At 40.2% G+C, this 26,353-nt stretch carries 19 protein-coding genes; 17 read left to right on the forward strand and 2 right to left on the reverse strand.

Features of this window, described 5'->3' with window-relative positions; all coding sequences use genetic code 11:
* Positions 1-19: 19 nt before the first annotated feature.
* From DXA54_RS08275 to DXA54_RS08295, 5 genes are read left to right on the forward strand one after another with little or no spacing between them, the layout of a single operon-like run.
* Complete coding sequence (locus DXA54_RS08275) at positions 20-1,984, forward strand: PQQ-binding-like beta-propeller repeat protein (protein ID WP_120079202.1); 1,965 nt, start codon at positions 20-22, stop codon at positions 1,982-1,984.
* 6 nt (positions 1,985-1,990) lie between these two features.
* Positions 1,991-2,872 carry a sugar phosphate isomerase/epimerase family protein gene (locus DXA54_RS08280; protein ID WP_120079204.1) on the forward strand — a complete coding sequence of 294 codons (882 nt, stop codon included), beginning with the start codon at positions 1,991-1,993 and terminating at the stop codon, positions 2,870-2,872.
* Position 2,873: 1 nt separating this feature from the next.
* The gene (locus tag DXA54_RS08285) at positions 2,874-3,932 is read left to right on the forward strand and encodes an MBL fold metallo-hydrolase (protein ID WP_004319543.1); all 1,059 of its coding nucleotides are present in this window, start codon (positions 2,874-2,876) and stop codon (positions 3,930-3,932) included.
* A gap of 20 nt (positions 3,933-3,952) precedes the next feature.
* The gene (locus tag DXA54_RS08290; RefSeq protein ID WP_004305975.1) at positions 3,953-4,852 is read left to right on the forward strand and encodes a glycerophosphodiester phosphodiesterase family protein; all 900 of its coding nucleotides are present in this window, start codon (positions 3,953-3,955) and stop codon (positions 4,850-4,852) included.
* 12 nt (positions 4,853-4,864) lie between these two features.
* Positions 4,865-6,241: an MFS transporter gene (locus DXA54_RS08295; protein WP_004325543.1), complete on the forward strand. Its 1,377-nt coding sequence runs from the start codon at positions 4,865-4,867 to the stop codon at positions 6,239-6,241.
* A 132-nt stretch (positions 6,242-6,373) separates the two neighbouring features.
* On the opposite strand, the gene DXA54_RS08300 is transcribed toward DXA54_RS08295, so the two are convergent.
* Positions 6,374-7,939, reverse strand: coding sequence for an ATP-binding protein (locus DXA54_RS08300; protein WP_004325544.1), 1,566 nt, complete (start codon positions 7,937-7,939; stop codon positions 6,374-6,376).
* Positions 7,940-8,093: 154 nt separating this feature from the next.
* Between DXA54_RS08300 and DXA54_RS08305 the strand changes: the two genes are divergently transcribed.
* From DXA54_RS08305 to DXA54_RS08340, 8 genes are all read left to right on the forward strand, one after another.
* A complete protein-coding gene (locus DXA54_RS08305; RefSeq protein ID WP_022199201.1) occupies positions 8,094-8,750 on the forward strand; it encodes a DUF2490 domain-containing protein in 657 nt (218 codons plus the stop codon).
* 306 nt (positions 8,751-9,056) lie between these two features.
* Positions 9,057-10,961, forward strand: a complete 1,905-nt coding sequence (locus DXA54_RS08310; protein WP_032843764.1) for a fimbrillin family protein — start codon at positions 9,057-9,059, stop codon at positions 10,959-10,961.
* 73 nt (positions 10,962-11,034) lie between these two features.
* Positions 11,035-11,526 (forward strand): PaaI family thioesterase, encoded by a 492-nt coding sequence (locus DXA54_RS08315; protein WP_004296910.1) that lies wholly within the window; start codon positions 11,035-11,037, stop codon positions 11,524-11,526.
* Between the two features lie 258 nt (positions 11,527-11,784).
* Positions 11,785-12,636 carry an ATP phosphoribosyltransferase gene (gene hisG / locus DXA54_RS08320; RefSeq protein ID WP_004296908.1) on the forward strand — a complete coding sequence of 284 codons (852 nt, stop codon included), beginning with the start codon at positions 11,785-11,787 and terminating at the stop codon, positions 12,634-12,636.
* Positions 12,637-12,677: 41 nt separating this feature from the next.
* A complete protein-coding gene (gene hisD, locus DXA54_RS08325; protein WP_008648347.1) occupies positions 12,678-13,967 on the forward strand; it encodes a histidinol dehydrogenase in 1,290 nt (429 codons plus the stop codon).
* Complete coding sequence (gene hisC, locus DXA54_RS08330; RefSeq protein ID WP_008648343.1) at positions 13,927-15,024, forward strand: histidinol-phosphate transaminase; 1,098 nt, start codon at positions 13,927-13,929, stop codon at positions 15,022-15,024. Before hisD ends, hisC begins: the two co-directional genes overlap by 41 nt.
* A gap of 3 nt (positions 15,025-15,027) precedes the next feature.
* Positions 15,028-16,152 carry a bifunctional histidinol-phosphatase/imidazoleglycerol-phosphate dehydratase HisB gene (hisB, locus tag DXA54_RS08335; protein WP_004296905.1) on the forward strand — a complete coding sequence of 375 codons (1,125 nt, stop codon included), beginning with the start codon at positions 15,028-15,030 and terminating at the stop codon, positions 16,150-16,152.
* A gap of 29 nt (positions 16,153-16,181) precedes the next feature.
* A complete protein-coding gene (locus tag DXA54_RS08340) occupies positions 16,182-16,742 on the forward strand; it encodes a dual specificity protein phosphatase family protein (RefSeq protein ID WP_032852633.1) in 561 nt (186 codons plus the stop codon).
* Between the two features lie 117 nt (positions 16,743-16,859).
* Here the strand turns inward: DXA54_RS08340 and DXA54_RS08345 are convergent, their stop codons facing one another.
* Positions 16,860-18,785: an NAD(+) synthase gene (locus DXA54_RS08345; protein WP_008648332.1), complete on the reverse strand. Its 1,926-nt coding sequence runs from the start codon at positions 18,783-18,785 to the stop codon at positions 16,860-16,862.
* A gap of 646 nt (positions 18,786-19,431) precedes the next feature.
* On the opposite strand from DXA54_RS08345, the gene DXA54_RS08350 reads away from it, so the two are divergent.
* Genes DXA54_RS08350 through DXA54_RS08365 form a run of 4 tightly spaced genes read left to right on the forward strand, consistent with a single transcriptional unit; the run spans position 19,432 to position 26,351 of the window.
* Positions 19,432-22,365, forward strand: a complete 2,934-nt coding sequence (locus DXA54_RS08350; protein WP_004305989.1) for a SusC/RagA family TonB-linked outer membrane protein — start codon at positions 19,432-19,434, stop codon at positions 22,363-22,365.
* Between the two features lie 12 nt (positions 22,366-22,377).
* Positions 22,378-23,898, forward strand: a complete 1,521-nt coding sequence (locus DXA54_RS08355; protein WP_004305990.1) for a RagB/SusD family nutrient uptake outer membrane protein — start codon at positions 22,378-22,380, stop codon at positions 23,896-23,898.
* 25 nt (positions 23,899-23,923) lie between these two features.
* Positions 23,924-24,814 (forward strand): DUF4984 domain-containing protein, encoded by an 891-nt coding sequence (locus DXA54_RS08360; protein ID WP_004305993.1) that lies wholly within the window; start codon positions 23,924-23,926, stop codon positions 24,812-24,814.
* Between the two features lie 19 nt (positions 24,815-24,833).
* Positions 24,834-26,351, forward strand: a complete 1,518-nt coding sequence (locus DXA54_RS08365) for a DUF5003 domain-containing protein (RefSeq protein ID WP_008648330.1) — start codon at positions 24,834-24,836, stop codon at positions 26,349-26,351.
* Positions 26,352-26,353: the final 2 nt, after the last annotated feature.

A 26,353-nucleotide genomic window follows, 5' to 3' on the forward strand; every position in this document is an offset into this window, starting at 1 on the left:
AACTAAAAGAAATCAAACGATGAAAAAAATACTATATAGCTTGTTGTTTATTTTCACGGTAGTCTTTACTGCTTGTGAAGAAGATCTGCCAAAGGCAAGTTTCGATTTATATGAACTGAAGTCACTAACGGCAACAGCCGGAGATATGAATGTGACTCTTTCCTGGGAAGCATACGAGAATGCCCGTCCGAATGAATATTTGATTCTTTGGACTTCCGGATCATCAGAAGCGGAAGGAGGCGAGATGACTGTGGATGCAAAAACAATGACTGCCACTATCAATAATCTGGTGAACGATGTTGCTTACACTTTTTCTGTGCAACCTCGTTATGCGGGAGGATTGGCCAGTAAAACTACTGCTACCTGTACACCGAAGAATGCAAGATATCCGATTTCTGATCTGACGGCAGCAGCCGGCAATGAAAGAGTGCGTTTGAGATGGACGAAACCTGCGAGTGAACGTTTCACTCGCTATCAGGTTACCGTGAATCCCGGTAATCAGATTATCAATCTGGATGATACTTCATTGGAAGAATACATCGTTGATGGTTTGACTAACGATCAGGAATATACATTCAATGTAGTCTGTGTTTATCCTACAGGCAATTCTATTGCGGTGGAAACTTCTGCTACTCCCGGATTGATCTATCCTATTCTCGCTAGTACGGAACTGGTTGTGTGGGAGCCTTCTACCTTTGCTTATAACGATATGTATTTCATGGCTGGTGAAGTGAAATCGGTAAGTTGGGATTTTGGTGATGGTACGACATCGGGAGAAAACAATCCGGTGCATGCTTTTACTACTACCGGTACTTATACAGTGGCTGTAACGGTGACTTATGTTAATAATACCACCGAGTCGGGCAGTCTGACTGTCACGGTCGGCAATTATAAATGGAATTCTGTCGATTTGAACTTCGGTGGACTTACCGGATATGTAAAGACCTCCAATCCAGTGTTCTCTCCGGATGGAAAAACAATGTATATCCCGACATCTACTCCTGCGGGTCATTTATTTGCTATTGACGTAGTGAGCGGTGAATTCAAGTGGGTGTTTGCTATCAGTCAGATAACTTATGGCGGAGGTGCGTTGGTGGCTCCTGATGGTACAATCTATCAGTGTGTAAGAAATGCCACTATTAATAATGTATATGCTATTAATCCGAACGGAACTCAAAAGTGGGCAGTAAAATTGGATGCTGCGATAGGAGCTTTCCCTGCATTGTCGGCCGATGGTGTTCTTTACTGTCTCACCAATAAGAGTACGTTGTATGCGCTGGATGCATCCAGTGGTGCTATTAAATGGCAACAATCGCTTGACGGAGCAACCGGTAGTGCTGTGGCTATTGATAAAGCCGGAAATGTTTATGCAGGTACAAGTGCAGCCATTTATTCTTTTAAACCGAATAAAGAGCAGAATTGGAAATTGGAAGAAGTGAATGTGACAGAACAGGCTACGTTTGCTTTGAAGGATCAGGTACTTTATGCGACTTTGAAAAACGGAGGACTCGTTGCTGTTGATATGACAAACGGAACAAAGAAATGGACGTATCCGACTACAAAAGGAGATGCTTATTTCCCGATTGCTGATAAAAATGGCAATGTCTATTTTACTGAAAAAGGATCGCAGACTGTTCATGCAGTAAATGCCAGCGGATCTAAAATCTGGGAGAAAAATGTGGGTAACAATTTGAACTACAGTGGAGGTGCTTTGAGTACGGATGGTATTCTTTATATAGGTACCCAATCGAATAACAAAGTGCTGGGACTTGACATCACTAATGGAAACATTGTTTTTGAAGAGACTGTGGGACAACAGGTCATGGCAGCTGTTAGCATTGGTCCGGACAGACGGCTTTATTGCGGAACGATCGGATCTAATAATATCGGTTCGATAAAGGCTTTTGCTGTCAATAAGACATTAGCAACAGACTCCTGGAGTATTCGTGGTGGTGATATTCAAGGTACAAACCGTCAAAAGTAAGCGATAATGAGAGTTCCTGTTTTTATCTTATTTATGGCGATGACAATGGGTTTATATGCACAGAAATATAAAGTAGGTACGACTACAGCTTTGTGGAAAGTACCTGCTTCCACAGACTTTTCTCAAGCTCGGTCTGTGGGGGTAGAGTATGTGGAAGTAGCATTTAACCAGTGTTATAGAGGAGTTCCGGCAGATGAAGTTGTTCCTCGTATCCGGGATATGAAAGCAAAAATTGATAGTGCCGGTATCAAGGTCTGGTCTATACATCTTCCTTTCTCACGCACGTTGGACATATCGGTGCTGGATGAAAAGAAAAGGAAAGAAAATGTAGATTTTATGGCGGAGATGATTGGACAGTGTGCTCAATTTCAGCCGAAATGTTTGGTATTGCATCCTAGTTCTGAGCCTATTACTGACAGTATTCGGGCACAAAGAATAACTAACGCTTCCAGGTCTATCGCTTATCTGAAAAAATATGCGGATCAAATAGGAGCACAGTTGTGCATCGAAAATCTGCCGAGAACTTGCCTGGGTAATACTCCTGAAGAGCTTTTGGAGATGATCAAAGATATTCCGGGTGTGAAGGTTTGTTTTGATACCAATCATTATACTAAAGGGACGACAGGGCATTTTGTAGAAACTGTTGGTGAACGTATAGGTACTATACACGCTTCGGACTTTGATTTTGTCAACGAGTGTCATTGGCTTCCTACACAAGGTGACATTCAATGGGGAAAGTTAATGCATGCACTCGAAGGAATCGGCTATGAAGGGGTTTTCATGTATGAAGCTACCAAAGACCATGAAAACGACAATACGCGTCCGACACCGGAACGGGTGGTTGAGACTTTCAATAAAATAATTAATGACTATAAAAATCAGAAATAAGATGGATATAATAAGAAAAATACAATATTTACTGTTTTGTCTTTTGGCAATAGGTTTTGTTGCTTGTGATGATGATGACAACAACAGTACCGAAACTGGTCATGAAGGAATTCTTACGCAATTGGCAGAGGAAGTAGATGCCACTGCACAACAGTTGTGGAGTTCTTCTCCTTTGATTGTCAATACCGGACGTACCACTACTTTGACCAAGATCCAGGGATATGCGGATAAGTGTAAAGATGATTATTTCATCAGTTATCTGAATGGCTTCGATCAGGCAAGTACGAGTATGGAAAAGTGTGATCCGATTATCTATTTTTATCGGAGTGCATTTGATCGTGTAATGGATGGAATTAAAAACTCAAAAGTAGAAAATGGTACGGCAGCGATCTGGTTACTCTATAATATGGGGTATGTGGTAAAAACTCCGTCAGGATGTTTTGCTATTGACATTTCTCATCGTTGGGCGAAAGAGCTGGCACCTTATATTGATTTTCTCTGTGTTACACACAAGCACTCCGATCATTATAGTAATGATCTTATCCAGGCTATGTTTGATTTAGGTAAACCGGTGTTATCCAACTATTTGAAAGACACGACATATCCTTATACTGCAAAGGGGGATAAAGATTATGAAATTGGAAAATTCAAGATTAAAACCTGTATCACTGACCATAACAATGCCGGGTTATCTAATTTTGTGACTGTGTTTTCGATCGATTGTGGGGAAGATACCGGTAATTTCGTTTTTATGCATGTAGGAGACTCTAACTATAAACCGGAACAATATACGAATCTGGCTTCTCATGTGAATGTTTTGATACCGCGTTATGCTCCCAATGCTCTGACCGAAAATAATATTCTGGGTTCAGGTGCGGGACAGGTGGAGCCCGATTATGTCTTGTTATCACATATCTTGGAACTGGCTCATGCAGGTGTTGATGAATCAAGATGGTCATTGGATATGGCACTCGAACGGGCTTCGAAGATTAACTGTGAACAGACTTATGTACCAATGTGGGGAGAAAAACTAGTCTGGAAAAACAATAAACTGAATTAAAATTCTTAATGCTTGAACTTATGAAACGGATATGTAACTTCATACTTCTTCTGTGTTTGGTGCAACTGGCTGTTGCTCAAAATAGAATAGCTGAAATCAGAGAAAATCTGCTGGGAAATCATCCAGATAAAATATTGGTTGTATCCCACCGGGCTGACTGGCGTAATGCCCCGGAAAACTCATTGCAAGGTATACAGAATTGCATTGATATGGGTGTCGATATGGTGGAGATCGATTTGAAACGAACCAAAGACGGACATTTAGTAGTGATGCATGATAAAACGATCAATCGTACCATGTCTGGAAAAGGACTGGTGGAAGATTATACATTGGCCGAATTGAAAGCAATGCGTCTTAAAAATGGAGTAGCTTGTAAGACAAGACATCAGATTCCTACATTGGAAGAAGTGATGTTGCTCTGCAAAGGTAAGATCATGGTAAATATTGATAAGGGGTATGATTATTTTCAGGAAGCTTATATTGTACTCGAAAAGACGGGAACGGTTGACCAGTGTGTTATCAAAGCCGGCCTTCCTTATGAACAAGTGAAAGCCGAAAACGGTGCTGTATTGGATAAAGTGATTTTTATGCCTATTGTACAGTTGCATAAAAAAGGAGCCGAAGCTATTATTGACAGTTACAAGACTCACATGAAGCCTGCTGCTTATGAGTTAGTGTTTGATAATGATAGTCCTGAGGTGCTTAACCTGATAAAAAAAGTGCGTGATACGGGTTCTAAGTTGTTTATAAACTCTCTTTGGCCCGAATTATGTGGTGGTCATGATGACGACCGTGCAGTAGAACTTCATCAACCGGATGAAAGCTGGGGATGGATCATTAATCAGGGAGCCAAATTAATTCAAACTGACCGTCCTGCCCTCTTATTGGAGTATCTGCGCAAAAAGAAACTTCACGACTAAATAGACTTTTTCATGTTGAAACAACTTATAAACTTTTACAAGGTCTCTTCACCGAGACCTTGTAACGGGGAAGCTTTGTCTTCATCCGGCTCACAACATCTTCATTCCGATGCCCGTCGTCTGAAATACCTGAAATGGTCTACTTTCCTTTCAGCCACTTTCGGTTACGGCATGTACTATGTTTGTCGTCTTAGCCTGAATGTCGTGAAGAAGCCCATCGTAGATGAAGGAATTTTCTCCGAAACAGAACTGGGAATTATCGGTTCGGTATTGTTCTTTACTTACGCCCTTGGAAAATTTACGAATGGTTTTCTGGCCGACCGTAGCAATATCAACCGCTTTATGACTACCGGTTTACTGGTAACTGCTTTAGTGAACCTGTGCCTGGGTTTTACCCATTCTTTTATTCTGTTTGCTCTCCTTTGGGGGATTAGTGGCTGGTTTCAGTCTATGGGTGCTGCTTCTTGTGTAGTGGGACTTTCCCGTTGGTTCACGGACAAAGAACGAGGTTCCTATTACGGATTTTGGTCTGCCAGCCACAATATCGGTGAGGCGTTGACCTTCCTAATTGTTGCGTCTATCGTTAGTGTATTGGGGTGGAGATACGGTTTCTTCGGTGCCGGTATTGTTGGTTTGCTTGGTGCTTTAATTGTGTGGAAGTTCTTCCATGACACTCCCGAGAGTCAGGGCTTTCCTCCTGTAAATGCTCCCAAACAGAAAGAGGAGATGAGTGTGGTGGAAACGACAGACTTTAATAAAGCCCAACGCCAGGTATTGATGATGCCTGCCATCTGGATACTGGCTCTTTCGAGTGCTTTTATGTATATCAGTCGCTATGCTATCAATAGCTGGGGTGTTTTTTATCTGGAAGCGCAAAAAGGATATTCCACGTTGGATGCCAGCTTCATTATTTCCATTTGTCCAGTCTGTGGTATCGTAGGTACCATATTTTCGGGTGTTATTTCTGACAAGTTATTTGGCGGTCGTCGAAATGTTCCCGCCCTGATTTTCGGATTGATGAATGTTCTTGCACTTAGCCTGTTCTTGTTGGTTCCCGGTGTACACTTTTGGATAGATGTGTTGGCTATGGTTCTTTTCGGTTTGGGTATCGGAGTTCTCATTTGTTTTCTGGGTGGCCTGATGGCAGTCGATATTGCTCCCCGTAATGCGTCGGGAGCAGCATTGGGGGTAGTCGGCATTGCCAGTTATATTGGGGCCGGATTACAGGATGTAATGAGTGGTGTTCTGATAGAGGGGCAGAAGACGGTTCAGAATGGAGTCGATGTTTATGATTTCACTTATATCAATTGGTTCTGGATAGGAGCGGCTCTGCTGTCGGTATTCTTTGCATTATTGGTTTGGAATGCAAAATCAAAAGAGTCAGATTAGTTTCAGGTATATTAGGTTAGATTGAAAAACACTTGTTTCCAAAAGAGGATAACAAGTGTTTATTTTCAATGGTATCGGTTTTTATTTCGGGAAGTTCGTAGCTACGATTCTTCCCGAAATGTTTTATCATATTTACCTCGTCTCTACCAGCCAACGATTGATATTGCGAGTTTCCGCACTAAATTCCACTCCGATTTTTATTATTTCCCGATGGTCTTTCTGATAAGGAATCAGATATCCTTTCTCGTCAATTTGCTTCATCGCTTCTTCTGCTGTTCCATTTAATTTGAACTCAAACACATAGACATATTTCGGCGTTTTAACCATAGCATCGGCACGTCCACGGGTGCTGCGCACTTCCGCTTCCGTGAATTGTCCCATCAATTTGAATACGAGATAGAAGATAACCTGATAGTGGCGTTCAGTCTGGTCATTCAATTCATACGGAATATCGGCAAAGAAAGCTTCCAGACGGGTGAGGAAAGATTCGTAATCACCTTTCTCCAATTCATCAATGAATTTTCCAATATAAAATCCCTGATCATTGTTCTTCATCGGAGTGTAGAATGGCACAAGAAAGTTAATGAATCCGTAACGTACCTCATCGTTAGGAAAGTCAAGTAAATAATTATTGAACCGTCTGTCGTAATCCTTAATAGTCAAATATCCACTTTGATAAATCAGCGGTACGGGATTATTAGCATCCATTCTGTATTCTGCAAAAGAAGATGCAGGTGCTTCTATGCCATTTAATAAAGTACGGAGATCATACTCACTTTTTTGCAGTAGTTCAACCAAAAATGTCGGTGTGCCAGTCTGGAACCAATAGCTACCCAACTCCAGTTTGCTGAAAGCATTCAACACACTGAACGGATTGAATACTCCTGCACCATCCGGATGAAAATGATAGCCGTCATAGTTGCGTTCCATTGCTGTGACTACCTCTTCTGGAGTCTGATGATTTTTGTGCCCGAAAACTTCAATTTCGGGTTCGAAAGTACTCTTTAGTTCTTCACGGGTGATGCCGCAAAGTGTGGCGTAAGAATAGTCGAGACTAATATCATTCAACTGATTCAAATCGCTGAATACGCTGACTTGTGAGAACTTCGTAACTCCGGTCAGGAAAACAAAACGGAGATATGCGTCGGCGCTTTTTAGTACTCCATAAAAGGCTTTTAATGTCTGACGATAGTCTTCGAATAATTTCGGACGGGTAATAGCCTGCAAAAGCGGTTTGTCGTATTCGTCCACCAATACGACGACACCTTTTCCTGTTTTCAAGGAAGCTTGTTCGATTACATAACTAAAGCGCTCCTCAGGGCTACGGTCTTTTTTCTCATTGCCGTAAATAGCTTCCCATTTTTCTAAATATTGGTTTAGCATTGCAATTAAATCTGCTGCCGTTTCATATTTTTTGGCATTCAGATCAAGATGTAGAACAGGATGTTGTTCCCATTTCGTCTCCAGTTGTTCAATAGCCAAACCATCGAATAGCTCTTTTTTTCCTTGAAAATAAGCATCGAATGTAGAAATTAATAAGCTTTTACCAAAGCGACGCGGTCTGCTTAGAAAATATGGTTTTCCTAGGTTAGCCATACGCCATACAAGTGCAGTTTTATCCACATAAAGATAATTGTCCTTCCGTATCCCTTCGAATGTTTGTATTCCAATAGGAAGTTTACGCATCAAGTTGTCCATATCCGATGATTTTAGAGTTTCTTACGCAAAGATACAATATGCAAATGAGAATTTAGACAGAATACGAATATAATCTTTTCAGAATCTTTTCAGTATCATGCTTTTTCTTTGCGTAGAATAATTTACTATCTTTGCTACTTTAACCCGAAAATCAATGAGTAGAATAATATTAAATACTAAGACTTGGCTATTATTTGTGCTGTTGTTTGGAATATCATTTTCTGCATGGGCACAAAGTGACGATTTTAATACATGGACTAAATTCAAGGTAAACCATAAGATAGATTCCCGGTTTTCAGTTTCAGGTGATTTGGAATTGCGCATGAAAGATGATGTGAGTAAATTGGATCGTTGGGGGCTGACTGTTGGCGGAAGTTACCGACCCTATTCATTTTTGAATCTGGGGGTTGGCTATGAAACCCATCTTCGGAATTTGGGTGACTCGGACTGGAAGTTCAGGCATCGCTATCATATAACTGCTACTGTCAGTTTTCGTTATCAATGGTTGAAAGTAGCTGTAAGGGAAAGATTTCAGCAGACTTTTGATCGTGGCAACTCTGAAACTCGTTTGCGTTCCCGCTTGAAATTATCTTATGCTCCTACAAAAGGAATTGTTTCTCCCTATTTCTCTGTTGAAATCTATCAGAGTTTGGATGACGTTTCTTTTTGGAGAGCCGATCGTATGCGTTATCGTCCCGGAGTAGAAATAGCTTTGGCCAAACGTTGGTCGTTGGATGCATTCTATTGTTATCAATATGCATCTTCGCAAGGCAGACACATTGCCGGAATAGAAGTGGGATATTCTTTCTGAAATTAGCAGGCTCTTAATATAATAATGTGAGAGTTTAATTCTTTGTTCCTGACTAGTCGTTTGTAACTTGTTGATTGTTTGCGTTATAGATGAAAATGTGAAATTTTCCTATAGAAACTATACTCCGACTTAATATAATTATATACTTTTGCTTTCAAGACATCAAAATGATATCTTGAAATTGATGATTCCTCAGTACAACAGACGTGTTGTTCAGTATCCCATAACCGAAAGCGAATACTTCCTCTTATGCTATTCTTTCTGTTCAATCAAAAGTTTCTATTGGAAAATTAAAAAATAAATATGATGAAACTATTTTATAACCTACAAAGGGGCGTGGGTTTACTTGTTTTTTGTACTATCTTGCTTAGTGCTTGTGTGAACCATATTTCGGAGGAAGAGGAGGATAGTGTTAATAATGGAGATATTCCATTGAAATTTATTGCCGATATTCGTGAATCAGTTGGTACCCGTATGGCAAATAATAACTTTGCTGAAGGGGATGAAGTCGGTCTGTTTGCTCTTGCCGGAACCACTACAATGCAAGAAGAACGTTATGTGGATAATCTTCATTTCATACGTTCATCCAATGGTGAGTTTGAATCTAACGAGTCGGTATACTATCCGGATGATGGAGTTACATTGAATTTAATCAGTTATTATCCTTATCAAAAGAGTGGCGTGGGGATAGGGGAGAGCACCATGCAGGTGGCGGTTTCAACGACTCAAAATATTCCTGACGATTATTCACATTCTGATTTCCTAATTGCTTCTAAAGAAGAGGTCTTAGCCAGTAAGGAGGCGGTCGCTCTGACCTATAATCATCAGTTTTTTCGTCTGAAAATTGTTCTTATTCCTGGAGAGGGGGAGAATTTGGAAGATATGTTATCCGTTAAGCCTACGCTTTCGGTGAGTGGCTTTTATACTAAAACAAGTTATGATTTTCAGAAAAAGACTTTCTCTGGTTATTCCGAAGAGAAAGATATTATTCCTGCAGGAGAATGGGAGATAAAAGACGGACGACTGATAGGAAAGGAATTTATTTTGATACCGCAGGAGGCGACTCCGGGATACCAATACATAACGTTGGAAGCTGCAGGAAAGCTATATATAAGCCCATTACCATCTACTTTACAATTAAAAAGTGGAAAGCAGCGCGAATTGGAAATAAAGTTTGTATCAGCCGAAGATGTATTAATGAGCAAAGTGAATGGGGAAATCGGAGATTGGGACGGAACCGAAATAGATCATACAGAATCAGTCACGCTTCATAAATACATAGATGTTTCGAAGTTAACTTTTGAAAAGTCGAATGTGTATAAAGTGTTACATTCGGGAAAGCAAGTAGCTGAAATATGTAAGGAGTATCTTGTTACTCCGGAATTTTCTTCGCAGGCAATCGTTGCCTATCCGATGAAAAAAGATGGTAGTGTGGACTTATCTCAAGGTGTTGTAGCACAGTTGCTAGGGAAATCCGGAAAAGTGAATGGAGGAAGCGTATCATGGAATATGGAAGATTACTCATTGGCCTATGTTGACGGAATTTTGCCGATTCGTAATAATGTATATGTGATGGCAAACGGAACCGTTTCTTTATCTGTTACGACAGCAGATGACGTACTATCTGTTTTGGCTTTGGAAGATATCGTTCGTGATGTACGTGGAGGAATCATTCATAATTATCCGTTAGTGAAGATTGGAACACAATATTGGATGCGGGATAATCTGGAGGCATCTTCGTATGTTGGCGGTGAAGCACTTCCCAGACTGGATGCAGTGACAGCGAATGTTGTCGGATATCTGCAATCTACTACGGAACACTATTTTTATACAGCTAATGTAGTACTTTCTAATAAAATTCTGCCTGCTCATTGGAGTATACCGGATTGGAAAGACTGGAACATTTTAAAAGACTATCTGAATGGAGAGGCTTCTTTGCTGAAATCAGGTACTTGGTTACCTTTGAAAGCGGGAGAACAGGTACAGCCTGCAACTAATTTATCCGGTTTTAATGGAATACCTGTAGGAATGTATGTGGGGGCTTTTCAAACTGATTACGAGAAAAAACATCTGGCATATTGGACACTGGATAATGCAAATGCCGCTATCGATATCAAGGTTTTCTATCTGAAAAGTGATACGGATATCATTGAAGAATCTAATGCAGGTGTTGATACAAAAGCCTTTGCCATTCGTTGCATCAGAAAGTAAATCGACGAAAAAGGCTTCTCTTTTCCATAAATTGCTTATATTTGGGAAGTAAAACTAACTAAAAGAGAGAACTATGAAGAAGATAATAAATCCCTGGAAAGGTTTGGAAGGGTACAACTGCTTTGGTTGTGCTTCCAATAATGAAGCCGGATTAAAAATGGAATTTTACGAAGATGGTGACGAAGTGGTAAGCATTTGGAAACCACGTCCCGAATATCAAGGCTGGATTGATACCTTGCATGGCGGTATTCAAGCTGTCTTGATGGATGAAATCTGTGCCTGGGTTATACTTCGTAAACTACAAACCACGGGGGTGACGTCGAAGATGGAAACTCGTTACCGAAAATCGATTGATACCAAAGATTCTCATATCGTATTACGCGCGTCTATTAAAGAGGTAAAGCGGAACATCGTTATTGTTGAAGCAAAGTTATATAATAAGGATGGAGAGGTCTGTACAGAATCAGTTTGTACTTACTTTACTTTCTCGAAAGAAAAGTCGAAAGATGAAATGCATTTTTCGAAATGTGATGTAGAATCGGAAGAAATATTACCATTAATTTGAAATAAAAACTTAAGTTTTTGTGATAAATGTTTGGTAGTATCAAACAAATACTTTACTTTTGTCGCAGTTAATAAAAGAAATATGAAATATACAGCTACACATCATCATCATCATTTTCCTAACGAATAATCGGTGGGCGTGGATGATATTGTGTATAACTATATAAACGATAACGAAGGCTTACCGAATGCGGTAAGCCTTTTTTGTTTTTCAACGCAGATTGTATTTGTAATTAATAATTAGTAATTAAATAAAGTCATGTTAAGAATCGCAGTACAAGCCAAAGGACGTCTCTTCGAAGAGACAATGGCACTTTTAGAAGAGTCAGATATCAAGTTAAGCACTACTAAACGTACCTTGTTGGTACAGTCTTCTAACTTTCCTATCGAAGTTCTATTTCTTCGTGATGATGATATTCCGCAAACGGTAGCTACCGGGGTAGCTGATTTGGGAATTGTTGGTGAGAACGAGTTTATGGAAAAGGAGGAAGATGCGGAAATTGTCAAACGTCTGGGATTCAGCAAATGTCGTCTGTCACTGGCTATGCCGAAGGATATTGAATATCCCGGTTTGTCATGGTTTGAAGGCAAGAAGATTGCTACCTCTTATCCGGTTATTCTTCGTAACTTCCTGAAAAAAAATAGCGTAAATGCCGAAATACATGTGATAACCGGTTCGGTAGAGGTGTCTCCGGGTATTGGATTGGCTGATGCCATTTTTGATATTGTAAGTTCCGGTTCTACTTTGGTCAGCAACCGCTTGAAAGAAGTGGAAGTTGTAATGAAGTCGGAAGCATTGTTGATTGGCAACAAGAACATGAGCGAAGAGAAAAAAGAAGTGCTCGAAGAATTGCTGTTCCGTATGAACGCAGTAAAAACGGCTGAAGATAAAAAATATGTATTGATGAATGCTCCAAAAGACAAACTGGAAGAAATCATAGCTGTATTGCCCGGTATGAAGAGTCCTACAGTGATGCCATTGGCACAGGAAGGCTGGTGTTCTGTTCATACAGTACTTGATGAAAAACGTTTTTGGGAAATTATCGGAAAATTGAAAGGACTGGGAGCAGAAGGTATTTTGGTACTGCCGATTGAAAAGATGATTGTATAAATAGATAGGAACGAAAATTCGTTCCTGATAAAATATGAACCATGAAATTGATTAAATATCCCTCAAAAGAGCAATGGACAGAACTTTTGAAACGTCCGGCACTAAATACGGAAAGTTTGTTCGATACTGTTCGTTCTATTATAAATAAGGTAAGGACAGAAGGCGATAAAGCAGTATTGGAATATGAGGCTGCTTTTGATAAAGTAACCTTGTCCGCACTTGCTGTGACTCCTGAAGAGGTTCAAGCCGCCGGGACATTAGTAAACGATGAACTGAAAGCTGCCATTTCTTTAGCTAAACAAAACATTGAAACATTCCACTCTTCCCAGCGTTTTGTCGGGAAGAAGGTAGAGACAATGAATGGGGTAACTTGCTGGCAAAAATCAGTGGGAATCGAAAAGGTCGGCTTATATATTCCGGGTGGAACAGCACCGCTTTTCTCGACTGTATTAATGTTGGCTGTTCCGGCTAAAATCGCAGGATGCAAGGAAATCGTACTTTGTACGCCTCCCGATAAAAATGGAAATATTCATCCGGCTATCCTTTTTGCTGCGCAACTGGCAGGTGTCAGCAAAATATTCAAGGCTGGTGGTGTGCAAGCTATTGCCGCTATGGCCTATGGAACGGAGAGTGTACCCAAAGTATATAAGATATTTGGCCCCGGCAATCAATATGTGACAGCTGCCAAACAGTTAGTAAGCCTGCGTGATGTAGCTATTGATATGCCTGCCGGTCCTTCAGAAGTGGAAGTCTTGGCTGATGCATCTGCCAATCCGGTTTTTGTAGCAGCAGATCTTTTGTCACAGGCAGAGCACGGAATAGATAGCCAGGCTATATTGATTACCACTTCCGAGAAACTTCAAACAGAGGTGATGGAAGAAGTGGAGCGTCAATTAGCAGAACTTCCCCGTCGTGAAATTGCGGCGAAATCACTGGAGAATAGTAAATTGATTTTAGTGAAGGATCTGGATGAAGCATTGGAACTGACTAACGCGTATGCTCCGGAACATCTAATCATAGAAACGGAGAACTATATGGAAGTGGCCGAACGTGTGATAAATGCAGGTTCTGTCTTCTTAGGTTCATTAACTCCCGAGAGTGCCGGCGACTATGCTTCCGGAACGAATCACACCTTGCCGACCAACGGTTATGCCAAAGCCTATAGTGGTGTAAGTCTGGATAGTTTTATCCGTAAGATTACATTTCAGGAAATTCTCCCGGAAGGAATAAAAGCTATCGGTCCTGCTATTGAAGAGATGGCGGCTAATGAACAGCTGGATGCACATAAAAATGCCGTCACAGTTCGTCTCAAAGCAATTCAAAATTTATAATTTAAAACTTAAAGAAGTGAAAACGTTACAAGAACTAACCCGACCGAATATCTGGAAATTAAAACCCTACTCTTCGGCACGAGATGAATATAAAGGAGTTACAGCCTCTGTTTTCCTGGATGCAAACGAAAACCCCTACAATACACCTCATAACCGCTATCCGGATCCTATGCAGTGCGAACTGAAGACGTTGTTGTCGAAAATCAAAAAAGTATCCCCCGAGCATATTTTTCTTGGAAACGGTAGCGATGAAGCCATCGACTTGGTTTTTCGTGCATTCTGCGAACCGGGAAAAGATAATGTCGTAGCCATCGACCCTACTTATGGTATGTATCAGGTTTGTGCCGATGTGAACAATGTGGAATATCGGAAAGTATTACTGGATGATGACTTCCAGTTCTCTGCCAATAAACTGCTGGCGGCTACCGACGAACACACCAAATTGATTTTCCTTTGCTCGCCTAATAACCCGACAGGTAATGATTTGCTTCGTTCTGAAATTGTAAAGGTACTTTGTCAGTTCGAAGGATTGGTGATGTTGGATGAGGCTTACAATGATTTTTCCCAGGCTCCGTCTTTCCTCGAAGAGCTGGATAAATATCCCAACCTTGTCGTATTCCAAACATTCTCCAAGGCTTGGGGATGTGCTGCAATTCGCTTGGGAATGGCTTTTGCTTCCAAAGAAATTATAGACATTCTTAGTAAAATCAAATATCCCTATAATGTCAATCAGTTGACTCAACAACAAGCTATTTCTATGTTGCATAAGCACTATGAGATAGAACGTTGGGTGAAAACGTTGAAGGAAGAGCGTGATTATCTGGAAGCGGAATTTGAAAAACTTCCATGTACCATTAAACTGTTCCCGTCCGATGCGAATTTCTTTTTGGCAAAAGTGACGGATGCCGTGAAAATCTATAATTATTTGGTAGGGGAAGGAATAATAGTGCGTAATCGCCATAACATTTCACTTTGCTGCAACTGTTTGCGTGTGACTGTCGGTACTCGTGTCGAAAATAATACCCTATTGGCAGCTCTTAAAAACTATCAAGGATAATTTATGAAGAAGAAAGTATTATTTATCGATAGAGATGGCACGTTGGTGATCGAACCTCCTGTAGATTACCAACTCGACTCATTGGAAAAACTGGAATTCTATCCGAAAGTATTCCGTAATTTGGGCTTTATCCGCAGTAAGCTCGATTTTGAATTTGTGATGGTCACTAACCAGGATGGATTGGGTACACCTTCTTTTCCGGAAGAAACATTCTGGCCTGCCCATAACTTGATGCTTAAAACATTGGAAGGGGAGGGGATTACTTTTGATGAGATTCTGATAGACCGTAGTTTTCCTGAAGATAATGCGCCCACCCGCAAACCGCGTACCGGAATGTTGACGAAGTATCTGGATAATCCGGAATACGATCTTGCCGGAAGTTTTGTAATAGGCGATCGTCCCACAGATGTGGAACTTGCCAAAAATATCGGTTGCCGGGCAATTTATTTGCAAGACTCGACCGAAGCTCTGAAAGAAAAAGGATTAGAAGAAGTCTGTGTTCTTGCAACTACTGATTGGGATCGGATAGCCGAATTCCTTTTTGCCGGAGAACGGAAAGCGGAAGTACGTCGTACTACAAAAGAAACAGATATTTATGTTGCTTTGAATCTTGATGGAAATGGAACTTGTGACATTTTTACCGGTCTTGGCTTTTTCGATCACATGCTTGAGCAGATTGGAAAACATTCTGGCATGGACTTAACCATCCGTGTTAAAGGAGATTTGGAAGTAGATGAACATCATACGATCGAAGACACTGCTATCGCACTGGGCGAATGTATCTATCAGGCTTTAGGTAGCAAACGAGGGATTGAACGTTATGGCTATGCCTTACCGATGGATGATTGTCTTTGTCAGGTTTGTCTGGACTTCGGTGGTCGTCCCTGGTTAGTTTGGGATGCTGAATTCAAGCGTGAGAAGATAGGAGAGATGCCGACGGAAATGTTCCTTCATTTCTTTAAGTCACTAAGTGACGCGGCAAAGATGAATTTGAACATCAAAGCGGAAGGACAGAATGAACATCATAAGATAGAAGGAATTTTTAAAGCCCTTGCCCGTGCTTTGAAAATGGCAATTAAAAGAGATATCTATCATTTTGAACTTCCATCTAGTAAGGGTGTGCTTTAATGTTTTTTAGAATCATATCCATATTGCTTATGCAAAAGCAAATCCCACTATGCTTATTGGCGATAGTCTTATCCGTCTCTCTTTTCGGTCAAAATCTGAAAGCGGATAAGATTATTCTGTTTGATAGTGATTTGACAAATTTGTATCAAATAGATTCGGGCGTATATCGTTCGGAGCAACCTTCAAAAGAGGGCTTTAAAGCTTTAGAAAAGTATGGTATTGGAGAAGTACTTAATCTACGAAACAGACATAGTGATGATGACGAAGCAAAAGGAACAAGTATAAAACTTCACCGGGTAAAAACTAAAGCACATTCGATTAGTGAAAAGCAATTGATACAGGCATTACGCATTATTAAAAATCGTAAAGCGCCTATTGTTTTCCATTGTCACCACGGCTCTGACCGTACAGGGGTTGTTTGTGCGTTTTATCGTATCATTTTTCAGAATGTTTCAAAAGAAGATGCAATCCATGAAATGACTGAAGGAGGCTATGGCTTTCATCGAATTTATAAGAATATTATTAGAAGAATCAAGGAAGCAAATGTGGAGCAAATAAGAAAAGAAGTAATGGAAGGTGGAGAGTTATAATATGCCATATCTTTACCATCGCTCTGTCACAGCTGTGCCACCGTATTGGCACAACCATGCCATCATGCTGGCACAGTTGTGCCAATGCGGTGGCACAAGCCTATTGATAGGACGTCCTTACAAAGCCTCTATTTCTTTAAGCCACATGGCTGAACTGGCATCGCTCGGCATTCTCCAATCTCCTCTCGGGCTGATAGAAATACTTCCTACTTTAGGACCGTCCGGCAAGCAAGAACGCTTGAACTGTTGATTAAAGAAACGACGGAAGAAGGTAGAAAGCCATTTCTTGATGGTTTTTTCATCATACATATCTTTGAATGCAATATTTGCCAGATAGAATATCTTGGAAGGCCGGAAACCGAAACGTAAGAAATAATATAGGAAGAAGTCATGTAGTTCATAAGGACCCACCAAATCTTCTGTTTTCTGTTTAATTTCTCCGTTTTCATCTGCCGGAATCAGTTCCGGACTGATGGGAGTATCTACAATATCGAGTAAAGTCGCTTTCGAATTTTCATCCATGCCATTTACTGCCACCCATTGTACCAAGTATTTTACGAGAGTTTTAGGGACACTCGCATTCACTCCATACATGGACATATGATCGCCATTATATGTTGCCCATCCTAGTGCAAGTTCTGATAAATCTCCTGTACCAATAACCATTCCCCAAGTCTGGTTCGCCACATCCATCAATATTTGTGTACGTTCGCGTGCTTGAGAATTTTCGTATGTGACATCGTGTACATTAATATTATGGTCTATATCCTTAAAATGTTGAATGCAAGCATCTTTGATACTGATTTCACGAATAGAGATACCCAGCGATTTCATTAGATCGATGGCATTATGATAAGTACGGTCGGTCGTTCCGAATCCTGGCATCGTAATGCCGAGAATATCCTTTCTGGACAATCCCAACTTATCAAAAGTCTTCACACATACAAGTAATGCCAATGTTGAATCCAACCCGCCAGAGATACCGATTACAGCAGTTTTAGCTCCTGTATGGACAAGCCTTTGTGCCAATCCCGCTACCTGTATGGAGAACACTTCTTCACAATGTTCATTTAGCTCTATTCCTTGCGGTACAAAAGGATGAGAATTAAACTTCCGGGTTAAGGTTAGCTCTTTGCTGTTGACAAATTCAGTCGCAATAGAAACCGCCTTTTTATCCCCTAAGTTTGCTTGATTAGCTGCAAAGGTTGTATTTATCCTGCGTTCTGCCCGGATACGTTCCACATCAATTTCGCTGATAATCAGCTGTTCTTTCATGCTGAAACGTTCGCTGTGTGCAAGCAGTGAACCGTTTTCATAAATGAACCCGTTACCGGCAAAAACTACATCGGTAGTAGATTCTCCAAAGCCACAAGACGAGAATACATATCCGGCAATACAACGTGCAGATTGTTGGCTGATGAGAGAACAAAGATAATTATTCTTTCCAATACCTTCATTATCAGCAGACATATTGAAAAGAATTTCTGCACCTTGCAGTGCTAATGAAGAACTCGGAGGTATAGTAGACCAAAGGTCCTCGCATATCTCGATGCCAAAAGTCGTATCTGAAGTCTCAAAAAGCAGATTAGAACCTATCGGAACGATTTGTCCACAGAGACGTACACTATTTGTTGTCAACTGAAGCGCTGAAGTAAACCAGCGCTGTTCGTAGAATTCTTTATAATTCGGCAGATAGGTCTTGGCGGCAACTCCCAACACTTTCCCTTTCTGAATCACTACGGCTGCATTGATTACTGTCGAATTGACACCGACAGGCATACCAACAATAGAAATGATGTCTAATTGGCGAGTGTTATTCAGAATTTGAATCAGCCCCATTTCTGCTTCTTCCAGCAAAAGTTGTTGTCCGAACAGGTCGCCACACGTATATCCTGTGATACTCATTTCCGGGAAAATAATGATCTGCACTCCTTTTCCTTCAGCCACTGCAATCAGACTTTCTATCTTCTCTACATTGAATTTGCAGTCGGCCACTTTTACGTGTGGCACAGCTGCGGCTACTTTTACAAATCCGTAGTTCATCTTATACCTTATTTATATATAATGGGTGCAAAAATAGGAAATAGTTTTGAATAATTATCTTTTCTGTGTTGAATCCTCTCAATAAGCTATTTGGTATGAGTTACGATATTGTTGTTTAAACAATTAAAACAGCTATTAAAATGAACGTTAATATTTAATTATCCTTGAAATATACTATGGATTTACTTCTTTAATGGACTATATGTACTTAAATATGTAGCAAAAAGACATTAGTGGAAATATGGTATAAAATATGCGACATATAGTTTCATTTATTTAAATATAATATATATCTTTGTAGGCAAAATAAAACGATATTGAAGTACACCTAAACAGAACAAGTGATATTAGTGTTTAATTTATAACTTAAGAGAGCAGATGGTCAAACCTTTAATTCACACAGCAACAACACGAAAAGTCTATTTGGATATTTGGCGCAATATTAAGAATTTGCCAAGTTAGTCTATTCCTATTCTATATTTATAGATAATAATAGCCTATCCCGGGTCGGTGCAGAATATGCTTAAAACCGATTTTGGGGGAAGGGGTGTATTGTTATTTCCTACGCAAAGATAAGCGTATTCCTCATTGTAGATAAATCTATAAAAATAAATCAATTTCATTAATTTTAATTCAAGTATCAAAGATGAGAAAATCAATTCTCTTGTTTGTACTCTTTACTCTGACAAGTATCCCCCTGTTGCTTTTTGCGCAGGGTGGATATCAGGTAACCGGACATATTATCTCGGCGGAAGATAATCAGCCGATGATTGGTGTGTCTGTTCTGGAGAAGGGTACAACAAACGGAGTAATTACCGATATCAATGGTAATTACAGTATCACAGTGACGAAGTCTCCTGCTACTTTGCAGTTCTCTTATGTCGGTATGAAAACGATAGATAAGCAGGTGACTGCTTCTACTCGTATAAATTTGACAATGGAAAACGATGCACAGATGGTGGAAGAAGTGGTAGTTGTCGCGTATGGTGTACGTAAGAAAGGAACAATCGCAGGTTCTGTATCTACGGTAAAAGCTGAAAAGATGGAAGATGTTCCTGCTCCGAGTTTCGACCAGGCACTGCAAGGACAGGCGCCAGGATTAATGGTGCTTTCTGATTCTGGTGAACCCAGTAAGGCAGCCACTTTTCGTATTCGCGGAACAAATTCAATTAATTCGGGAAAAGATCCTCTTTTTATATTGGATGGAGTAGCTATTTCAAGTTCGGATTTCAATACAATTAGTCCTAATGATATTGAAAGTATTTCAGTATTAAAAGATGCTTCTTCTACTTCTATTTATGGGGCACGTGCTTCCAATGGTGTGGTCGTTATTACATCCAAGCGCGGGCGTATGGGGGAAGCGGCTAAGGTTACTTTCCGTACACAGCTCGGATTTTCTCAACTAGCCTCAAAAGATTGGGATCAGATGAATACGGATGAACGCATTCAATTTGAGAAAGAAGTTGGACTGGATAAAGGACAAGATTATGAAAAGTTGAGTAAGACAAATATCAACTGGCTGGATAAAGTGTACAATGATACTGCCCCTTTGCAGAATTACGAGTTATCTGTAAACGGAGGCACGGAGAAATTGAATTATTATGTTTCAGGAAGTTATTACGATCAAGATGGCATTGCAGTAGGGTCTACATTCGAACGTGTCGGTTTTCGCGCCAATGTAGAGGCAAAAGCTAATAAATGGTTGAAGATAGGAACAAATTCAATGTTTGCCTATCAGGAAGTTGAACAGAGTGATGATGGAGAGTATGCGTTATGGGCTCCTATTTCCGCGTCTTTTTTTATGTTGCCTTACTGGAACCCTTATAAGGAAGATGGAAGTCTGGCACTTCAGGATGACGGGAGTTGGAAGGGAACGACAGAAAATCCGTTGGCATGGATGGCAAATAATCCGTTGTCGAATAAGAAATACAAACTTTTATCCACTTTTTATGCCGAGGTTACTCCGGTAAAGAATCTGACAATCCGTTCACAGCTAAGTGCTGATTATGGTCATACTACCTCTTTTTATCAAAGTTTCCCCAGTTACAAGCCAAATAATAATTATGGAGGTGCGCAGCGTAGCTCGTTTGATATGCTTAACCTGATGATTACAAATACGGCAAACTACCGTTTTATGTTGAATGATGTTCATTCATTCAATTTTATGGTTGGTCAGGAAGGTGAAAACTATCATTATGAAGGTTTCCAGTTAACTACTCGGGGACAGACAAATGATATTTTGACAAACTTAGCTTCAGGCTCAACTGCTTCATCATGGTCAGATCCTGTCACAGAATATTCTTTTCTCTCTTTCTTTGCCCGGGGCGAATACAATTATGATGACCGTTACTATGCTGATTTCTCGATTCGTGGGGATGGATCTTCACGTTTTGGTACCGATAACCATTGGGGAGCTTTCTGGTCAGTCGGTTTTATGTGGAACCTTCGTAAGGAGAAGTTCATGCAAAAATATGATTGGCTTACTAATGCGCAAATTGCGGTTAATACAGGTACATCCGGTAATTCTTCTATTAATAACTATGAGCATCTGGCTTTAGTTTCCGGTGGATATAAGTATGATAACGAATCAGGTATTGCAATTTCCCAGTTAGGAAATGAAGAATTGAGTTGGGAGTCTACATGGGCTACTAATGTGGCGTTGCATTTAGGTTTTATTGATCGTATCAATTTGGATGTGGAGTTTTATAATAAGAAAACGACCAATATGTTGATGGCGGTTCCTATTTCTTATACATCTACCGGTTTTGGGACTCGTTGGGATAATGTGGGAGCCATGCGGAATCGTGGTGTAGAAATTAATGTCGGCGCAGATGTACTCCGCATCAAAGACTTTAAATGGAATGTGAATGCCAATGTATCCTATAATAAAAATGAAATAACCGAGCTCTATAATGGGGTGACAGAATATGTAGCTTCCGATACCGGTAGAATGGTTGCGGTAGGTCATCCGTTAGGAGAATTTTATCTGAACCGTTATGCGGGAGTTAATCCGATTAATGGAGATGCTTTATGGTATACCAAAGACGGTGAAATTACTACGGAATATAATGAAAGCGACAAGGTGATGCTGGGCAAAACACATGAAGCTCCCTGGCAAGGTGGTTTTGGTACTACACTTTCCTGGAAGGGATTTTCACTTTCCGCACAGTTCACATGGGTGGCTGATCGCTGGATGCTTAACAACGACAGAGTCTTTCAGGAGAGTAACGGACTGTTCAGTGCCTATAACCAGTCAAAACGTATGCTTTACGACCGATGGAAAAAACCGGGAGATGTGACTGATATTCCCCGTTATGGAGTAACTCCCCAACTGGATTCACGATTCCTTGAAGATGCATCTTTCCTGCGTCTAAAGAATTTGATGCTCAGCTATACGTTCCCACAGAAATGGTTGAAGCGGACTAGCTTTTTGAATAGTGCCCGTATTTATGCGCAGGGACAGAATTTGTTGACATTTACAAATTTCACGGGTATGGATCCGGAGTCTACGTCCAATGTGTATAAGGCCCAATATCCGATGTCACGTCAGTTCACATTCGGACTGGAAGTTTCATTCTAAAATAAATCAGTGATGATAAGAAAAATAAAATTATATATAGCTTTGGTTGCGGTATTGCTTTCGGCATCTTCCTGTCTTGACAAATATCCGCAAGATGCTATTCCGCAAGATGATGCTATTAAAACAGTGAGCGATGTGCGTCAAGCTTTGATCGGTATTTATGCGCAGTTTAAAAACAGCAGCCTATATAGCGGTTACTTGACCTTGTTGCCTGATATTCAGGCAGATCAGGTGTACGCTGTTAAAGGATATACAAATGTCTATGGTGATGTATGGCGTAATGAGATATTAGCTATCAATAAACAGGTGGAATATGTGTATGGTGGTTTGTATGCCGTTATCGGACGTTGTAATTTCGTTCTTGATAACATGGCTGCCGTAGAAGCGGCTACTTCCGATGACGAACAACTGGATAAGTTGGATAACTACAAGGGACATATTTATTTTGCCCGTGCGCTGGCTTATTCGGAACTGCTGAAGTGTTTCTGTAAAGCTTATGACAGTGATGAAGAGGCTGCCAATGAACTGGGAGTTGTATTACAGTCCAGTTACGTTAATCCGGGACCTGTAAAACGTGCTTCTTTAAAAGATTCCTATCAGTTTGTTTTGGATGATTTGGCTAAAGCTGCCGAATATCTGGCTGCGGATGATGATGATACTGCGGTTATCTATAATTCTGCATATTTCACGGTTGGTACAGTCAATGCTTTGTATGCTCGTATGTACCTGTATATGCAGAAGTGGGAGAAGGCCGTTGAGTATGCCACTAAAGTGATAGATAGTAAGAAGTATGCATTAGCTGATGCTACAAAGAACAGTTATTCGGTTACTTACAATGATTTTGCGTATATGTGGCAGTATGATAATTCTACTGAAATCATCTGGAAAGTAATGTTTGAGGTAAATTCCTATGGAGGCGCATTGGGTACCGTATTCCTCAATTATGATTATACATCTTATAAACCGGATTATGTACCGGCTAAATGGGTATTGGATGCCTATGCTAATGCTGATTTACGCTACAATGCCTATTTTGGTTCGGTAACAACCGGCTTCTCCCATGCGTTAACCTGGCCGCTTTTGATCAAATATATGGGTAATCAGGATTTTATAAGCCAAAGAGTATTATGTGTTTCCATGCCGAAGCCGTTTCGGTTGGCAGAGCAATATTTAATTCGTGCAGAGGCTTATTGCCGGATGGGAACAGCTTATTATGGAAAAGCCGGAATTGATATTTCTACTTTACGTATGGCTCGTTATTCTTCCTACGGTGGTTCTACCACACTAACAGAAGAGAACTGGTTTAAGACTGTCAGTGAAGAACGTATGAAAGAACTCTTTATGGAAGGTTTCCGCCTTAATGACTTGAAACGTTGGCATGAGGGATTTGAACGTAAAGAACAAACCTCGACTGTCTCTCCGGGCAATACGCTGAAGTTGGAGAAAGACGATCCGCGTTTTGTATGGCCTATCCCGCAACATGAGTTGGATGCTCCAGGTGTGGATTTAATGCCTAATGAAAGCAATAAATAATGTATAAAGATAATATAGAGAAACAATGAAACTATTAATAACAGGAATAGTAGCACTGATAACGCTGGCTGTCGGATTCTGGGGATGTAATGATCTCTCCCGAACGACTTACAGCGGTTCCGACTACGTGATGTTCTCCGATACATTATCTATGTATCCGGTGCAGGACAGCGAGAAATGGTTTGAAATTCCGGTAGTAGCTACAAATATATGCGATTATGACCGTTCTTTTGGCGTAGAAGTAGACGATAAGGCTAGTAATGCAATTGAAAAAAAGCAATATGTGGTTGAATCAAATACGGTAACCATTAAAGCAGGGGAACGGGTAGCAAAGTTCCGGATGAAAGGTGTTTATGAGAATATAGGTAAAACCGACTCTTTATCGGTTACGTTCAATTTGCTTGCGAAAGATGAAAATATATGGGATTTGTACGGTACACGTACTCGTGTTCAAATGCAAAAAGCATGTCCTTTCGAACTTAGTACATTTGAAGGCTATTGTCTATTGACTTCTTCTTTCTTTAGTGCATATATGACGAATACAGAACATCGATTATTACAAGCGGAAAGAGACAAGGCTGAAGATAATACTATCATATTACATGATTTCTTCTATAAGAATTATGATCTTAAAATTAAGTATGATCCTTCCGATCCGTTAAAACCATTTGTAGAGTTTGATGAACAAATTATAGGTAGTACAGCAGAAGCTTTCGGAACTATTTATGGCAATGGAAAACTAATGTGTGATCAGCCTGTAGCATACGATTCTTATTACAATGTATGCCAGAAATTTGTAATCCTATATACAACTATTTATGTGGTGGGTAAAGGTACGGTAGGTACTTATGTGAATATTTTGGAGTGGATTAGTGATGAAGAAGCGGAGCAGTATAAAAAAGAGGAAGGACTCTAAACTATAATCGGAAATAAATATGAAAGATATAATAAAATATTATTTGCAATTGATTGTGTTGGCGTTCTGTCTCTTCACGTCTGCTTGTAGTGATGATGATGAGACTGCAACACCTGTGTTCCCGGATTTACAGAAAATAGAATGTGAAGTCGGGGATGTCAAGACGCTGACTTTTAAAGCTATTGATAACTGGATATTGACTTCTTCGTCGTTGTGGTGCTATTTTGAACAGGAGGGTGAACAGACCTTCACTTGTTCAGGTGGTGCTGGCGAACAGACTGTCACCATTCATATTAGTGATGATGCTACGGAACTGATGAAATCCTATAAGGCGGAACTGACAATGACGATGGCGGGAAGTCGGCAGGTAATAGCAGAAGTAACGCGTCTGTCTATTGGTTATGAAGTTCGGGCTTTCAATGCGGATAAATCTGTAATGTATACAGAGGAAAATCCCTTTGTGATCAATTTCGATGGAACTGACATATTAGTGTTGGATGCCAATGAAGATTGGGTGTTGAAAGATAAACCTGAATGGATGGAGTTCAATCGCAGTAGCGAAGTTATATCCGGTAGGGCAGGAGATAATGTCAAGATGACCCCGCAGATGATAACGCAATATAAAAAGAATGAAATTACCGGCTTTTTGACAACTGAAAGTAGAAGTGGAGCCATTGCAAAAGTTCCTGTGAAGTATGAAGGCATCCCTGCTGATAGGATTATTGGTACTCTGACAGGTAATATAGAGGCTTCGGCTGATGGAGAAAGTTATACTGTAGGGAATGATAGCTATGATTCGGAAGGAGTTCCTGTGACGGTAATGGCTAAGAATGATGAATATACTTTGGTTTGTGTAGAATATCTGGAAGAACGGAATATGATGTGGGAGTATGAATACACCTATAAAATAATAGAAGGTGGTTCTGATCGTTGGCTTTGGGTAGATAATGATAAAAAAGGGAGTCTCAAAATAGCCGTAAGCCGGAATTCTTCGGAAAAAAGAAATGCCTATGTCTTAGCATTTCCTAATAGTGTATATGCTGAAATTAAGGACCAATTGTCCGATCTTGTTTTGCTTAAAACGGGTATTCCGCAAGCCTATGATGAAAATATTATAGCTAATGTGCTGCAAGCGGAAGATGCGAGTGCTTCTATGGGATTTGTGTTGAAGAATGGTGATGGTGGAGCATTGACCAATGTGACATTAACTTCTTATGCAGATAATGTTGGAGAAGAGCAAGCGATGGAGAAATATGGTACGAAGAATGTATGGATTGCATCATTGCCGTTGGGAATTAGTTTTGATCCTTTAATAATTGCTCCAAAAGGAATCACAATGACACATTATTTAATGGCTGTCAATTTCATAGATGGCTATAAATGGAATGGCATAGAAAAAGAAGAACCTTTTGTGGATGTGACTATTCATGGAATTGGTCCCGATGTAAATGGTGAAAAGGATATGGAATTGTCATTTATGGATTCTAGTGGAGAAGTTTATGCTGTATTAATAATATCCAAACGATATGAAGATTAATA

Origin of the sequence: Bacteroides sp. OF03-11BH (assembly GCF_003604005.1) — a bacterium.
In the GTDB taxonomy this organism is placed as follows: domain Bacteria; phylum Bacteroidota; class Bacteroidia; order Bacteroidales; family Bacteroidaceae; genus Bacteroides; species Bacteroides ovatus.

Bases quoted from the DNA above. Each gene is read 5' to 3' on its own strand.
- DXA54_RS08275 (WP_120079202.1), top strand. From the start codon at position 20: ATGAAAAAAATACTATATAGCTTGTTGTTTATTTTCACGGTAGTCTTT.
- DXA54_RS08280 (WP_120079204.1), top strand. From the start codon at position 1,991: ATGAGAGTTCCTGTTTTTATCTTATTTATGGCGATGACAATGGGTTTA.
- DXA54_RS08285 (WP_004319543.1), top strand. From the start codon at position 2,874: ATGGATATAATAAGAAAAATACAATATTTACTGTTTTGTCTTTTGGCA.
- DXA54_RS08290 (WP_004305975.1), top strand. From the start codon at position 3,953: ATGAAACGGATATGTAACTTCATACTTCTTCTGTGTTTGGTGCAACTG.
- DXA54_RS08295 (WP_004325543.1), top strand. From the start codon at position 4,865: ATGTTGAAACAACTTATAAACTTTTACAAGGTCTCTTCACCGAGACCT.
- DXA54_RS08300 (WP_004325544.1), bottom strand. From the start codon at position 7,939: ATGGACAACTTGATGCGTAAACTTCCTATTGGAATACAAACATTCGAA.
- DXA54_RS08305 (WP_022199201.1), top strand. From the start codon at position 8,094: ATGAGTAGAATAATATTAAATACTAAGACTTGGCTATTATTTGTGCTG.
- DXA54_RS08310 (WP_032843764.1), top strand. From the start codon at position 9,057: ATGAAACTATTTTATAACCTACAAAGGGGCGTGGGTTTACTTGTTTTT.
- DXA54_RS08315 (WP_004296910.1), top strand. From the start codon at position 11,035: ATGAAGAAGATAATAAATCCCTGGAAAGGTTTGGAAGGGTACAACTGC.
- hisG (WP_004296908.1), top strand. From the start codon at position 11,785: ATGTTAAGAATCGCAGTACAAGCCAAAGGACGTCTCTTCGAAGAGACA.
- hisD (WP_008648347.1), top strand. From the start codon at position 12,678: ATGAAATTGATTAAATATCCCTCAAAAGAGCAATGGACAGAACTTTTG.
- hisC (WP_008648343.1), top strand. From the start codon at position 13,927: ATGCCGTCACAGTTCGTCTCAAAGCAATTCAAAATTTATAATTTAAAA.
- hisB (WP_004296905.1), top strand. From the start codon at position 15,028: ATGAAGAAGAAAGTATTATTTATCGATAGAGATGGCACGTTGGTGATC.
- DXA54_RS08340 (WP_032852633.1), top strand. From the start codon at position 16,182: ATGCAAAAGCAAATCCCACTATGCTTATTGGCGATAGTCTTATCCGTC.
- DXA54_RS08345 (WP_008648332.1), bottom strand. From the start codon at position 18,785: ATGAACTACGGATTTGTAAAAGTAGCCGCAGCTGTGCCACACGTAAAA.
- DXA54_RS08350 (WP_004305989.1), top strand. From the start codon at position 19,432: ATGAGAAAATCAATTCTCTTGTTTGTACTCTTTACTCTGACAAGTATC.
- DXA54_RS08355 (WP_004305990.1), top strand. From the start codon at position 22,378: ATGATAAGAAAAATAAAATTATATATAGCTTTGGTTGCGGTATTGCTT.
- DXA54_RS08360 (WP_004305993.1), top strand. From the start codon at position 23,924: ATGAAACTATTAATAACAGGAATAGTAGCACTGATAACGCTGGCTGTC.
- DXA54_RS08365 (WP_008648330.1), top strand. From the start codon at position 24,834: ATGAAAGATATAATAAAATATTATTTGCAATTGATTGTGTTGGCGTTC.